General features: G+C 49.3%; 10 protein-coding genes. 4 read left to right on the top strand and 6 right to left on the bottom strand.

Annotated features, from left to right (window positions below):
* Window positions 1-103: 103 nt before the first annotated feature.
* The 3 genes from V5J77_RS05415 to V5J77_RS05405 form a co-directional block, all read right to left on the bottom strand.
* Complete coding sequence (locus tag V5J77_RS05415) at window positions 104-4,057, bottom strand: S8 family serine peptidase (RefSeq protein ID WP_338554770.1); 3,954 nt, start codon at window positions 4,055-4,057, stop codon at window positions 104-106.
* A gap of 307 nt (window positions 4,058-4,364) precedes the next feature.
* The gene (locus tag V5J77_RS05410) at window positions 4,365-5,441 is read right to left on the bottom strand and encodes an LLM class flavin-dependent oxidoreductase (protein ID WP_338554769.1); all 1,077 of its coding nucleotides are present in this window, start codon (window positions 5,439-5,441) and stop codon (window positions 4,365-4,367) included.
* 6 nt (window positions 5,442-5,447) lie between these two features.
* Window positions 5,448-6,308, bottom strand: a complete 861-nt coding sequence (locus V5J77_RS05405) for a VOC family protein (RefSeq protein WP_338554768.1) — start codon at window positions 6,306-6,308, stop codon at window positions 5,448-5,450.
* Window positions 6,309-6,500: 192 nt separating this feature from the next.
* Here V5J77_RS05405 and V5J77_RS05400 point away from each other — a divergent pair, with 192 nt between their 5' ends.
* From V5J77_RS05400 to V5J77_RS05385, 4 genes are all read left to right on the top strand, one after another.
* The gene (locus V5J77_RS05400; protein ID WP_338554767.1) at window positions 6,501-7,037 is read left to right on the top strand and encodes a cupin domain-containing protein; all 537 of its coding nucleotides are present in this window, start codon (window positions 6,501-6,503) and stop codon (window positions 7,035-7,037) included.
* Between the two features lie 183 nt (window positions 7,038-7,220).
* Window positions 7,221-8,738, top strand: a complete 1,518-nt coding sequence (locus V5J77_RS05395) for a spore germination protein (RefSeq protein WP_338554766.1) — start codon at window positions 7,221-7,223, stop codon at window positions 8,736-8,738.
* Entirely contained in the window at window positions 8,735-9,913 is a 1,179-nt protein-coding gene (locus V5J77_RS05390) for a Ger(x)C family spore germination protein (protein ID WP_338554765.1), read from the top strand. Before V5J77_RS05395 ends, V5J77_RS05390 begins: the two co-directional genes overlap by 4 nt.
* A gap of 15 nt (window positions 9,914-9,928) precedes the next feature.
* Window positions 9,929-11,041 carry an endospore germination permease gene (locus V5J77_RS05385; RefSeq protein WP_338554764.1) on the top strand — a complete coding sequence of 371 codons (1,113 nt, stop codon included), beginning with the start codon at window positions 9,929-9,931 and terminating at the stop codon, window positions 11,039-11,041.
* Window positions 11,042-11,136: 95 nt separating this feature from the next.
* On the opposite strand, the gene V5J77_RS05380 is transcribed toward V5J77_RS05385, so the two are convergent.
* From V5J77_RS05380 to V5J77_RS05370, 3 genes are all read right to left on the bottom strand, one after another.
* A complete protein-coding gene (locus V5J77_RS05380) occupies window positions 11,137-12,708 on the bottom strand; it encodes an ABC transporter substrate-binding protein (protein WP_338554763.1) in 1,572 nt (523 codons plus the stop codon).
* A gap of 69 nt (window positions 12,709-12,777) precedes the next feature.
* Window positions 12,778-13,704, bottom strand: coding sequence for a carbohydrate ABC transporter permease (locus V5J77_RS05375; RefSeq protein WP_338554762.1), 927 nt, complete (start codon window positions 13,702-13,704; stop codon window positions 12,778-12,780).
* 15 nt (window positions 13,705-13,719) lie between these two features.
* Complete coding sequence (locus V5J77_RS05370) at window positions 13,720-14,640, bottom strand: ABC transporter permease subunit (RefSeq protein WP_056042839.1); 921 nt, start codon at window positions 14,638-14,640, stop codon at window positions 13,720-13,722.
* Window positions 14,641-14,739 lie beyond the last annotated feature (99 nt).

The raw sequence follows: 14,739 nt of genomic DNA, 5'->3' as shown, positions 1-14,739 counted from the left end.
CTAAAAATAAGGAGGGGAGCCAATCGCGCTCCCCTTCCATGTTTCACTGCCGTTTTATAATCCGTCTCTTGCTCTTTACCACTTACTTCTTACTTCTTGCCTCTTACAGCTTGAAGTTGCCTAAAATAAAGGAAATATCAAGCAGGTCAACCGCGTTATCCCGGTTAATGTCAGCTGCGCTTGCTGGCGCATTGGCCCAAGTTGTATTCCGCGACTTGCCGAACTGCTTGGCGACAAGCTGGAGATCGGCAAGATCAATTTTACCGTCGCTATTCACATCGCCCGCCTGAAGCGGTCCGACATTAAGCGTCGTATCCTCGCCTGCCACCGTCACCGAAGACGCCGAAGCCACATGGCCTGGCACGACTACACGCACGGTATAAGTACCCGCTGGAACAAGCAGCGTATAGCTTCCATCCGCCTTCACTTCACCAACAGCTGCAACCTCCTTGCTTGCTGTAATCGCCTCTACGACAACTTTATGCACACCATCGGCACCTTGGTACCACGTCTCGCCATAATTCACACTGCTGCCGAGAGCTTCAGCCGTTATTTTGCCTGTAATCCGATGCTCTGGCTCGGTAGGACCCTGCGTCACCGTCACAGAAGCATCGCTCACACTGCTATAAGTAATTTCTTGCGTATCGCTGTTCAAGGCCCGAACATTGGACAGCTTAAAATCTCGTTTTCCTGAGCTGCCGCTGGAAAAATGGAACGTTGCCAGTGTACCGGAGCCGCTATAACCGCTGTGATCCCCGGTCAACGATAGGACATAGTCGCTTCTCGCACTGCCATTGCCGAGATCAACAACCGTCTCATTTACGATAAGCGATCCGCCAGGGCTGACCTGCTGCTGGTAGGTGGACAGCGTAACGCTTGGCGTAACCGAGCCTTTTACTAGAGCGCTGTCATAGGTCAAGCTGAACTGCGCCGCATATAGACCCTTTACATGCTCAAAATTCACATCAATATCAAAGGTTTCACCCGTGCGCACACTAGTCTTTGAAGCAACAGCTGCCAATGTGGCAGGCTGCTCATTCGCACTCTCATAGTTGACAACAAAGGCTGGCTCCAAGACGCCATTATCGGCGGCATCATACACATACACGTCAAACGTGTTGCTTCCTTGCACAATAGGCACCGAAATCTCGAAGCGCCCGTCTGCTGCGATCGTCGCATCATACTGCTGTAAATCGCCGTTGGCATCCTCAGCGACGGCAGCAGCGCCAACTGCCGAATAATCCCCGAACAACGTAATGAGGCGGTCACTGATTATTCGTCCGCTAATCACACCGTCATTGCCTGTAACCACAATGGACGGGTCAGCCAGTTGTGCAACAGGAGCCTGCACATCCACGACAAATTCGGCAAGCTGGTCAAGCAAAAAGTCTTCTGACCCAAAACCGATCCAAGGCACGACGACATAATGTCCTTCACCAAGCTGCTGAGGGCCGCGAGACGTCAATATTTCTCCGTCCCAGCCTTCAACGATGTAGCTGCCCGGGGAAATGCCCTGCGCATTTTCCACAATGACCCCTTTCCAGGACAAATTGCTTCCCGAAACCTCATAAACATCAAGTGAAAAATACGGCAGCGTAGCATTTACACGGAACTTAAGGTCGGTCGTATCCGCTGCACCATCACCATTTGGCGAGAAGAGAAACGGTTCAAGCGTAATTTCCGATACTTTTGCCGGAAGCTCCACGTCGCCTACATAGACAGCGAGTGGAAGCTGTATAGTCTGCCCTCCACCCTGAATGACGACTTCACCCTCGTAACGACCTTCCTCCGCTGCTTCAGCTACCTGCAGCGCTACATCGAAGGAAGCTGTATCGTCTGCCGCCACCGCGAACGTATCTTCACTAACGCTCAGCTCTCCTGCCGCCTCGCCGTACCATATCGTCGATACCGCATAAGAGCTGGCCGTGCCAGAAATATCCTTTACTTGGATCGTTTTCGCCGATTCATCTCCTGGAGCTAACGCTCCAAAAGATAAGCTGCCCGTCAAATAAGACGTAGCGGCAGCGCCTGCTACTGCAATTGTCGTTTCCTCCACGAGCGCTATCGCTTTTGCATTAGAAATTTGCTCCAGATCAATCCGTCCTGCCCCTTGATCCATATGCGAATAACGCTCACCGCTGCGATCTGCCAGCTTCTTCGCATTGTTCATCAGCAACCCTTTTACCTCAAATGGAGTAAGTCCTCTTTCCTTTTGAAGCAGCAAAGCCGCAGCGCCTGCAATATGAGGACTCGCCATGCTCGTGCCTTGCTTATTTTCGTAAGCATCCGTATAATCGCCGCCATAAGCAGGCACGGATGAACGAATGGCTACACCTGGCGCCGAAATATCCGGCTTAATAGCCAGACCCGGCAGTGATGGACCGCGCGAGCTGAAATCACCCATCATATCCTGTTCTACTGTTATGCCAAAGTTGATTGCATACCCGCCAGACCCGGCAGCCGCGTCAACCTTCGCTTTCAAAGCAAGTCCATCCTCCTTGGAAATGCTAAGCGTAGGGACATAATCGACCCCCGCATTCAGCGTTCCACTGAAGCCTCCTGTCGCATTGTTATAAATAATGACAGCCGCAGCTCCGGCATTTAAGGCATTCAGCGCCTTCTCGCCAAAAGTAATAGAGCCGCGTGAAATGAGTGCAGCTTTATCCGTTACATCTTTGCCAATGAAATCCTCCGCTGTTCCTAATCCCGCATACACAAGCTCCAGAGCATTATTTTCGAGATTGCCAAGCTCAGGGGAGTAGGTCATATAGCCGCCATAAATGGTACCTACTCCGCTTCCTGTCAGCACAGGCACAGAAAGCGGAGGCGTAGAGGCTCCAACGGAAATCGCCAGCTCCGCTGTAGCCGGAACGCCAACCGTATAAGGCTCAGGTCCATCATTGCCGTTCGCCGCAACCGCTACAACGCCTGCCAGCATCACATTATTCAGCGCGACGGCGCTCGCCTCGAACTGATCATTAAAGTCATCGCCAAGCGAAAGATTAATGATATCCATGCCGTCGATAACCGAGCGTTCCATCGCGGCGATAACATTTTCGGTCGAGCCTCTGCCTTTCGGTCCCAGCACGCGGTAAGCATAAATATCTGCACCGTATGCAACGCCTTTTACCCATCCGCTTTCGCCATCCGGGTTTTCCGGATCTCCACGCCCTGCCACGGTGCCAGCCACATGCGTGCCATGGGAGGTTGCCACCTCGGCATCATTCGGATCGGGAAGCGTCTCATACGGATCATTATCATTGTCGACAAAATCATAGCCGCCCTTATAAGCATCCTTTAAGCTTGGATGGAGATAGTCAATACCGCTATCAATAACCCCAACCTTAATGCCTGCCCCTGTTAGGCCGCTGTCCCAATAAACAGGGGTGCCGATAAATGGAGCACTCTCGTCCATTTTGGCCTCCACGCTTGGCTGCGGCTCAATGATAATTTCCGAGTTCGGATAGATCGCCTTCACGCCAGGCAAAGTAAGCAGCTTGTCCACCTGATTTGCCGGAACCTGTACCGAGTAGCCATTGAAAATTTGCTGGTACTGACGCCCAAGCTTCACATTCAGCTTCCTTGCAGCAGCAGCAAAGCTGGATTGCTCCTGCTTCACCATCGTCTGATAGCCGGCAATCGACTTGGCCTGACCTTGCTGTGCCTTGACGCTCTGCACGGCAATTGGATCGGATACCAGCTCTACAATGACGCTGATCGTCTTGCCGCTGTCCGATTGCGGCACATAGTTTTGCGGCGTACTGAGCAGTGGTGTTGTTCCGTTTGCAGCAGAGTCTGTCGCCTCCACCTTAAAGCGCTGCTCCCCCTGCGCGCCAAGCAGCCCTGCCGACTCCTTCTTGCCGGCTGAATCAACCTGCTCATAGACGAATTTCGGCAGCTTCAGCTGCTCGGACACAATGGAAGATTTAACACTTTGCGGCGCCGCCTCCGCCCCCATTGCCCCTGCTGGAAATAATAAGGTGAGCAAAAGCGACATGACGATTAAAATAGATAATTGCTTATTGCGACTTGTTTTGCGTTTATACCATTGCTGCATGAAATCCCTCCTATTTTCTTTGTCCTCTACTTAAAACCGCACCTTGCCTCCTCTCTACTTTCGTATCACAAATTCCCTTTTAATCCATAAATATGTATTTCTATGCTCGCTAAAATCTATTGTAAAGGATCATTTACGAGAAAATTGTAGAACCGTCTGATTATTAAAAATATTTTGGAGCAAGACAAAAAAAATCTGGCAAACGCCGTAAAGCAGCGCCTGCCAGATTGTCAATGAATCTATGAATGAAGGATCGTTATGCGCCAGCTTTCGTCAAAATGAGCAAAAATCAGGCTTAAATTATGATTTATGATTTCGTTTTTGTCGCTGCACGCACGATAGGCGCGACCTTACCAGCTAATAGCTCGATGCTTTCCGCAACCTTGGCATATGGAATGCCGCCAATATCGAGCTGGGCGATAAAACGCTGATGTCCGAACAGCTCATGCTGACGAATGATTTTCTCCGCTATTTCCTCTGGACTCCCGACAAACAAGGCCTGATCGGGTGCCGTCATTTCGGCGAACTCCTCCTGCGTCATGCGGAAGTCGCTGCCGCGTTGGCGGTTCATATGCCACCAATAATTCGTGTAGTAGGGATAATATTCCGCACGCGCCTGCTGACTGTCCTTCGCAATATAGCCGTGACCGGTGACACCAACCTTCAGGCTCGCTGCATCAAAGCCAGACGCCTTTCCCGTTTCGCGATAAATATCTACGAGCGGCTTGAATCTGTCTGGTGAGCCGCCAAGAATCGCCATGATCATGCCAAGGCCGAATTCACCCGCGCGTACAGCGCTCTGCGGCGAACCGCCTACGCCCACCCATACCGGAATTTGCGGCTGAACCGGACGTGGGGCAATTGCAGCGGCCCGGAGTGCGGGGCGATGCTTGCCCTGCCAGGTGACCGTATCCTGGCGGCTTAGCTCGCCGAACAGCTCCAGATTTTCGCTAAACAGCTCATCATAATCGCTCAATTCATAGCCAAACAGCGGGAACGATTCGACGAATGCTCCGCGTCCCGCAATAATTTCCGCACGGCCATCCGATAATAAATCCAGCGTCGCATAATCCTCAAATAAGCGCACCGGATCAACCGTACTGAGCACGGTAGTTGCACTAGTCAGCTTAATACGCTTCGTTTCCCGGGCAATAGCTGCCAGCATAACTGGCGTTGCCGAAACGACAAAATCATGGCGATGATGCTCGCCCAGCCCGAAAATGTCGAGCCCTCCCTCATCTGCAAGCTTTGCCGCGGCAATAATGTCCTGAATCCGCTGCTTCACGCTTATCGTTTCCACCGTATGAGGATCGGGCAATATATCGCCTAACGTATAAATACCAATTTCAATTCCGCCTTGCGGCTCCCCCAATTGCTTCTCCATAGCTGCTTATCCACCAATCGTCAGCAAACTGGAAATGCCCGAAGGATCTGTAACCATCCAGCCATCTGCCTGCTTGCTGAATTGTATTTGCTTTTGCCTCAGTCTATCCAGCACTTCATCCATCGCTGCTTGATCAGGAAGCACTATCGTGTAGTAGTCCAGTCCTGCCGCATTTGCTGGAGCGGCTGGTACACCTACGCCTGCCCATGTATTCAAGCCAAGGTGATGATGATAGCCGCCTGCCGAGATGAACAAAGCGGACCCGCCCATGTTGAAAATAATATCAAAGCCTAATGTGTCGCAATAAAACTGCTCGGCTTGAGGCAGATGGCTCACATGCAAATGCACATGCCCAATAACCGTGCCTTCCGGCAGGCCATTCCAAGCCTTGCCTTCGGAAGCCTCCAGCAGACCCTGAATGTCAACGGGATCAGTCGTCATTCTGTAGCCGCCGCCCTCCAGCTTCTCCCATTGCTCGCGGGGGCGATCACGGTAAATTTCTATGCCATTGTTGTCTGGATCATTGAAATAGAGCGCTTCGCTAACCAAATGGTCGCCCTGCCCAACCGGCACATTATGGCTTGCCAAATTACGCAAAGCAAGCCCCAGCGCTTCACGGCTCGGCAATAAAATCGCAAAATGATACAGCCCCGCAGCTGCACGCTCCGGCAGCACAACCGCACCCTGCTGCTCCTGCAAGATGAGCAGCGGACGCTTGCCGTCAGCCGTCAGCTGCACTTCGTTCCCGCTTCGGGAAAGCTCCTTAAAGCCAACAACCGCTTTATAAAAAAGGAGCGAGCGCTCCATATTACTTACTTTAAGCTTCACATATCCAATATGTGCAGCTGGATGAATGGAAATAGTCATTGTCCATCGCCTCTTTATCTGATATATTTGTTATAAGAATATATGTTTTATATGAGAAATATTATCACGTAAATGCTGGCAAGTCAATAAAACATTTGCTACGATGGATGAAGCTTAAGCCACATACACAGGCTCAACCGCCACAGCTTAACGACATCGGTTAAGAGGCAGCCTATGTTTCAGGAGGTACTCATGGATATTGGCAATACGATTCGCTCTATTCGCAAAAAAAAACAACTCTCCATCCAACAGGTTGCGGAGCTTACCGGATTATCGCAAGGGTTCCTAAGCCAAGTAGAAAATAACAAAACCTCGCCATCCATCTCTACGCTTGATCATATTGCCGGAGCATTGAATGTTCCGCTCGCCTTCCTGCTCCTCAAAAACGATGAGCGGATGCAGATTTTACGCAAGGATGAGCGTCGGCACACTTTGTACAGTGGCGGGAAGATGAAGGTCGAGCAGCTTAGCGAGCGCGGCTCTGTCAAGATGATGCTGGTCGAGCTTGAGCCTGGCGCCTCGACGGCAGAGGAGCATGCCCATGCGGGGGAAGAAATTCACTTCCTTCTCTCCGGCACGCTCTACGTCGAGCAGGGGGACGAATCGGCGACCATCTACGCAGGCGATTCCTTTAGCTGGAAAGCCTGCATGCCCCACTATGCCAAAAATATTGGCGAGGATAAAGCCATTGTGCTCATTTCCATTAATATTGATGCACCATTGATTTAGCCCAACCTGTTAATCCGGATTTAAGCAGCGTTCTCTCAAGAGAGCGCTGCTTTTTTTTACTGCCTGCCAGCAGCCCCTTTTTGCCCCTCCTACCTAAGCAGCAGAATAAAAAATAAAGCTGTCGGTAAATATATCCTTAACTTATTCAGCTTTAACCACTCTATTAATTCAGGGAGAATAACGATGGTTGACATAATGGATTACCGGCTGATGCCTTTCAGCACCGAGCTAGCAGCCAATATCGAAATTCTCAACACGATTTATAATGGCTCCGTTGATATTAAAAGCCGGACCTTCCCGATTGCCGGGAAGACCGAGGCTTTTCTTTTATTTATTGATGGTATGGTTAACGAAACGCTCATCGACCTGCACATTCTTGCTCCGCTGCTGCAAACCCGAACCGAAGCGTCTGAGCTTGATTTTGCCTATATCCGCTCTGTTGTCTCGACGAGTCAGCTTTCCATCGCTACATCCTTTAACGAGCTTCTTCAATATATTTCGACCGGAAGCGCTGCGCTGCTCATCAATCATCTGCCATTTGGCATCGCCATTAATTTGTCCGGCTGGAAACAACGCGGCATCGAGGAACCGGCGGCAGAATCCATTATTCGCGGTCCGCGCGAAGGCTTTACCGAGACGATGAGCGTCAATACCTCCATGCTGCGGCGCAAAATTAAAGATGCTGCCCTAAAGCTAAACTCCATTCAGGTTGGGCGCTACACAAAAACTGAAGTAGTCATCGCTCATATTGACGGCATAGCCAATCATTCGCTTGTCGAAGAAGTTCGACATCGCATCGAAGGAATCGACATAGACGGTGTATTGGAAAGCGGCTATATCGAAGCATTAATTGAGGATCACCCGTATTCGCCTTTCCCTCAAGTTCAAGTAACCGAACGGCCTGATGTGGTCAGCGCCTCCCTGTTGGAGGGAAAGATAGGCATCATGGTAGATGGCACGCCATTTTGCCTAATTGCGCCAACGACTTTCATGTCGATGCTGCAATCGCCAGAGGATTACTACCAACGCTTTATGATTAGCACCTTCATTCGTTGGCTGCGTTTTCTGTTCCTCTTTATTTCACTGCTGCTGCCATCCCTTTATGTGGCGGTGCTGACCTTCCATCAGGAAATGGTGCCGACATCGCTGCTGCTTAGCATCGCCAAGTCCCGGGAAGAAATCCCCTTCCCCGCGCTGATTGAGGCGCTGTTGATGGAGGTTTCCTTCGAGGCGCTGCGGGAAGCGGGCGTTCGCCTTCCTAAGCAGGTAGGCTCTGCCGTCAGCATCGTCGGAGCACTCGTTATCGGGCAAGCCGCGACATCTGCTGGACTCGTCTCCTCGCCAATGGTTATGGTCGTGGCGATTACGGGCATCGCCTCGTTTCTCCTGCCGCAATACAGCGCTGGAATCGCCATTCGCGTCCTGCGTTTCCCGATTATGTTTCTGGCGGGCATGTTTGGCCTGCTCGGCTTGATGCTAGGCGTCATCGCCATCATTATTCATTTATGCTCCATCCGCTCACTTGGCGTACCCTACTTGCAGCCGCTTGCGCCAATGAAGTGGAGTGAAATGCTGGATACGCTCATGCGCGCTCCAATTTGGAAGAACCGCAAAAGACCAAGCTTTACTGGACGTAAAAATGAAATCAGGCAGTCCCCTTACAACCGTCCCGAGCAAGAAGAAGGCGAGGCCTCTCCATGATTCAGATGCTGCGTTTGAAGCTGTTTATTCTAGTAGCGCTGCTGCTTAGTCTAGTACTCGGCGGATGCTGGGATCGCAAGGAAATCAATGATTTAGCGCTTGTGACGGGGGTAGCGATTGACAAGAAGGACGACAAGCTCATCGAGGTGAGCGTGCAAATCTTCATTCCCCAAGGCTCTACGCAAGGAACACAGGGTGCCAGCGAGGCGCCGGGAGGAACCGGCACCACCTTCGTACAATCGGCTCATGGTGAAAATATTGCCGATGCGCTATCTCAGCTTCAGCAAAAGTTTTCACGCAAAATCTTTTGGGGACATGCCGAGGTATTCATCTTTGGCGAGGCCAAGGTCAAGCAAGGCTTAAAGGAGGATATGGACTTTCTGATGCGGGATTCAGAGCCCCGTGAGCGGGCATTTGTCTTCGTCAGCAAAGGGAAAGCCAAAAAAATTTTGGAGCATCACTCGATATTGGAGCGGAATACATCGGAGGTATTGCGGGAGATGGCGAACAATAAAACGAGCATCACGTCATCTATGGCTCATTTGTCTGAAATGCTTGAGGATGATAGCAAAACCGCCTTACTGCCTTGGGTAGAGCTAATGTCTCCACCGAAAAAAGACGATCCAGCGCGCAGTGTCGGCTACATAACCGGGACTGCCATCTTGCATAATGGCAAGCTGGTAGGTGTTGCTGACAATCGGGTAACCAGAGGCATTTTGTGGATTATGAATGAAATGGACAATGCCATTATTACGATCCAGCCAGAGGGAGCCAGCGGTACGATCTCAGTTCAACTGCTAAGGAACCGCTCATCTATGAAGCCGAGCTATCAAGACGGCAAATGGACAATGACGATTCACGTCTCCTGTAAAAATCAGCTGCTGCAAAACACATCGGACATCAATTTGACCGAAAGCAGCGATAGCCTGAAAAAAATCGAGGGACAGCTTGAACGCAATATTGAAGAGCGCATAAGCTTGGCGGTTGCCAAAGCTAAAAAAAGCTATAAGGCGGACATATTCAACTTTGCCGGAGCCTACCATCGCAGCTATCCGCGCCTATGGAAGCAAAACCAGAAGGATTGGGATGCGATTTTCCCTCAAATAAAAGTCATTGTTAAAGCTAAAGCAGAAATTTTGCGCCCGGGTATGTTCAACACCCAAGAATCCAAGTAGGGAGGAGAAGGCTACATGATTAAAGAGAAAATCAACGGTAATCAAATTTTCTGGCTGATATCCACCATGCAGATCGGCATGACCATCTTGCTGACCATCAATCCTTCCATTGCCGTCGCCAAGCAGGATGCATGGTTATCCATTGCCATCTCTACGTTGTTCTCCATGGCTCTTGCCTATGTGCTGTCACGCATAAGCCTTTTGTATCCTGGCGATACTCTAGTCAACTATGCACCGAAAATAGTAGGCAAGTTTCTTGGGCACACGATCATTTTGTTGTATTTCATTTATTGGTATACGGTGATGGCCATTATTTTACGGCAGTATGCTGATTTCATGATTGGCACCATTTTGCCGCTCACGCCCATCCTCGTTCCGATTATTGGCATGCTCCTTGTGGCAGCCTATGTTTCCTTTGCAGGAATTGAGGTGCTTGCAAGGTGCAGCGAGGTATTCGGCCCCTTAGTGCTGCTTGGCATTATGATGCCGCTTCTGCTAAATATGTCGCAAATTAAAATAAACAATTTACTGCCGTTTATGGCCGATGGCAGCCCGCTTACGCTGCTCAAGGGCGCGCTGCCTACCGCTTCCTTTCTAGGTGACAATATTCTGCTGATGATGATTCTTCCCTTCCTCTCGAAGCCGAGCGAGGGGACAAAAAGCGCTGTACTCGGGTCCATAGTCGCTGGATTATTTACATTGCTTTCCGCAATGGAGTGCATCGCCATCTTCGGCTACTCGACATCCTCTCGACAAACCTATCCGTTTCTCAATCTGGTTCGCTTCATTTCCTTCGGCTTTTTGCAAAATCTTGATGCCATCGTCGTCGCCATCTGGATTATGGGTATTTTCATTAAAGTATCGTTGTATTTGTTCGTTGCCGCTTACGGCAGCGCCCAATGGTTCGGAGTGAAGCGCTGGCGAATGTTCATCTTTATCGCTGCCCCCGTCGCGCTTATACTTGCGATGCTGCCGCGCAATTTTGTTGATAGCTCCATCCTTTACCCTAAGCTCGTCGCCGTACCTTTTAATTTGCCCTTCCTATTTATTTTACTGCCGCTGCTGCTGTGGATTGTAGGTATAATTCGCAGTAAAAACAAAAAGAAAAGCAAACCTGACAGTCATTAAACTCGCAATCGCCCTGCTGAAAAAGAAAATGCCCGCAGCCGGAGCACCTGTTGCCAGATACTCGGTCTGCGGGCAGCTTATTGCCTGACCTGCTATTATTTTTTCGCTACTAGAAAAGCATCAATTTGGCTTTGCACCTCTGCGAGAATTTTATCAATACCGGCCGCTTTCACCTGCTTGTTCAAATCCTCAAGGCCTTTGTCTACATCTTTAATCGCGCCATATTCCAGTGGAATAGCAAAGCGGAGCATTACATTGCCGACGTTCGCCACCTCCGTCTTCACCTTGCTGTTGTCAAAAACGAAGGTTTCCAGCGGGTAGTGGTAAACCTTTCCTTCCCAATCCTTCGTGAGCGCAGTTGCTTCCTCTGGGAAGGACGCGTTGTCACGGTTAAGCGGCGAATTGAAGCCCCAGCTGGAGAAGCCTGTGAAGTTCACGCTTTTATCTGTCGTATCGTATTTATCGTCACCTACGGCTGTGAAATGCACGCCAGGAATGCCGTATTGCACCAAGTCATGAAGCTCTCTGTCATTTTGCATCAGGTCCACAAACATCAGCGCACGCTCCGGATTTTTGGAGGTAGCATGGACAGAAACGCCGTTTTGTGTCGATACGGCATTCGATTTTTTCGTATTTGGCGTAATGTCCGCAAGCGCAAGCTCATAAGGCGATTTTTCCATGCGCATCAATGCCATGAGAGAGCCGAGCGTTCCCAAATTATGCGTAATAGATGCTGTTTTGCCTTCCTTGAAATCCTGCTGATGGTCATTTTTATTGTTTAATACGTTTTTTGACCAGGCGTTATTGTCAGCAAGATCTTTGTAGTAATACAGCAAATCCTTGAATTCCTTTGTTTCATAGACATTAAACACTTTACCTGCTTCATCCGTCAGCTTAAAGCCGATCGGCAGGTCGAAATCGAGCATATTCCAGTCATTTTGCTGCTTGAGCAGAATGCGGTCTAAATTGTGCAGCTTCCAATCGCCAGTTTCCGGTGTGAATGGCGTAATGCCCTTCTCGTTTTGAGCAATTGTTTTCAAATAGTTAGCATAGGCTTCCGGGCTGTCGATAGCAGGAAGGTTGTATTTTTTACGCAGGTCCTCCCGGTATAAAATCAGCTTCTCTACCGATTCGCCTCTGTTTTGCGGAACCATGTACAGCTTGCCGTTTACTTTCGCTTGATCCCAGCCTACCTTGTCCATCGCTTTCCACGTTTCCGGCATATATTTGGACAGCATATCGTCGGTCAGCTCCAGAAAGCCGCCTTTGAGCGCCTGATCGTTATAGCCCGCCCAGTTCGCAGAATAGATAAGGTCAAAATCTTCATTCGCCGCCAGCTTCAGCGGATATTTTTGCGCCCAATCGGACCAATCCAGAAATTCGGCATCGACCGTCGCATTGATTTTTTCCTTGAGCTTTTTATTAATTTCTGCGAATACGGCATCATAATCAACCGGCTTCGGGCCGACAAACACCATTTTCAGCTTAACCTCTTTGGAAATATCTACGCCGTCCTTCGTCTGTGACTGCGCAGCGGAAGAATTGGCGCCTGACGCTGGCGCAGTGCTTGCTTCTGTTCCTGTATTGCCACCGTTGCCGCATGCTCCAAGAACCATGGCTAAAGTTAAGGCTACCGCCGGTATAACGACTTTTTTCTTCTTTTGCATATTGAATTTCCCCCTTAAATGTAACTGTTGATATGCCCATCTATCCTGATAAACCAAGTTCCCTTGGGATTATCCTTTCACTGCGCCAATCGTCAAGCCTTTTACAAAATACTTCTGGATGAAGGGATAAGCAAGCAGGATCGGACCGCTGGCTACAACCGTCATTGCCATCTTAAGACCTTCTGACGGCAGGCTTGTCGTCACAACAGCGCCTGAGCCCATCATTGCCTTGCGCATACCATCCATGTTGCCCAACATTTTGTACAAATAATATTGCAGCGGCATCAGCTTGTCGTCCGCAACGAACAGCAGGGCATTATACCAATCATTCCAATAGCCAAGAGCAAGGAAGAGACCGATCGTTGCGAGCGCAGGCTTGGACAGCGGAAGAATAAGTCTCATGAAAATGAGAAAATCGCCTGCGCCATCAATTTTAGCCGATTCAACAATCGCTTCTGGTATGTTGCTCATAAACGATTTCATGACGATGATATAAAACACGTTCAGCAGCAGCGGCACAATGAGCGCCAGCCCCGTATCCTTCATATGGAGATAATTGACGATGAGCAGGTACCAAGGCACAAGCCCGCCGCTGAACAGCGTCGTAAAGAAAAAGAAGAAGGAGAAAAAATTACGCCACTTGAAATCTTTACGCGATAAGCAATAGGCGGTCATTGCGGTCAGAAACAGGCCGATCGCCGTACCGATAACGGTAACGGAGATGGTGACCCCATACGCCCGAATCATTTGCTCAGGATATTTGAACAGGATTTTATAAGGCTCCACCGAGAAGGCAGTAGGGAAAAATTGATATCCCTCACGCACTATCGTGCTTTCCTCCGTTAACGAAGAGGATACGATTAGAATAAAAGGCAATATGCACAGAACCGACAGTACGGTTAAGGATGTATAGCCGATTATGGCAAGAAGCTGGCGGTCAAGCTGACCGCTTTTCAGAGACTTGTTACTGCCGATATTAGCATCAGATACACTCATTTTCATGACCTCCCACTAGAATAAGGCGCGATCTTTGTCATACTTGCGAACGGCATAGTTAAACAGCATAATGGTGGTAAATCCGAGCACCGATTGATAAACCCCCGCAGCGGCCGACATGCCAATGTCATTCGAAGTGATGAGTGACCTGAATACGAATGTATCAATAACATCAGTAGACGAGAACAACACACCATTATTGCCGACCATATTGTAAAACATCCCAAAATCACCTTTGAAAATATTGCCCACTGCCAGCAGCACCAATATAATGACGGTCGGATATAAATTAGGAATCGTTACCTTGAAAATACGCTGAAAAATGTTCGCGCCATCAATTTCCGCGGCCTCATACATTTCGGTATCAATGCTCGTAATCGCCGCCAAATACATAATCGTACCATAACCTAGCGTTTTCCACGCCGCGACCAGTACGAGAATAATCGGCCAGTAGGCAGGCGTATTATAAATATCAATGGGCTCCATCCCTATATTTCTGAGCAGGGAATTAACCGTTCCAATGTCAAAGCTAAGCAGGTTGTAGGCAATCGCGCCCACGACAACCCAGGAAATAAAGTAAGGCAGGAATAAAATCGACTGAGCGATTTTGCGGAACCATTTGCCCCCAACCTCAAACAGCAAAATCGCCGTGAAAATTTGCAGCACATTGTTGACTACAATAAAAGCAATATTATAGAGCGCCGTATTTCTTGTTATGCGCCAGGCATCGCCCGATTCAAAGAAAAACCGAAAGTTGTCCAGCCCATTCCACGCGCTGCCGAAAATTCCGCCGGCATAATCATAATGCTTGAAAGCAATAATAATACCCGCCATCGGTATATAAGCAAACAGTAGAAAAAATAAAACGGCTGGCAGCAGCATGAGCAAAATAGCCCGATATTTGATGACATCCTGTATAAATCCGTGTCGCTTCATCTGTGCTCCCCTCTCTTCTCTTGTCTGCTTTTATTATAAGAAAAGCAGGACGTCCGCATAATTAAGGGGAACAACTAAAACTTATACTAATTCAACGAT

The sequence above is a fragment of the Paenibacillus sp. KS-LC4 genome (assembly GCF_036894955.1).
In the GTDB taxonomy this organism is placed as follows: domain Bacteria; phylum Bacillota; class Bacilli; order Paenibacillales; family Paenibacillaceae; genus Pristimantibacillus.
The sequence above is the reverse complement of the archived record's forward strand: the minus strand, read 5'-3'. Positions and strand labels throughout refer to the sequence as shown.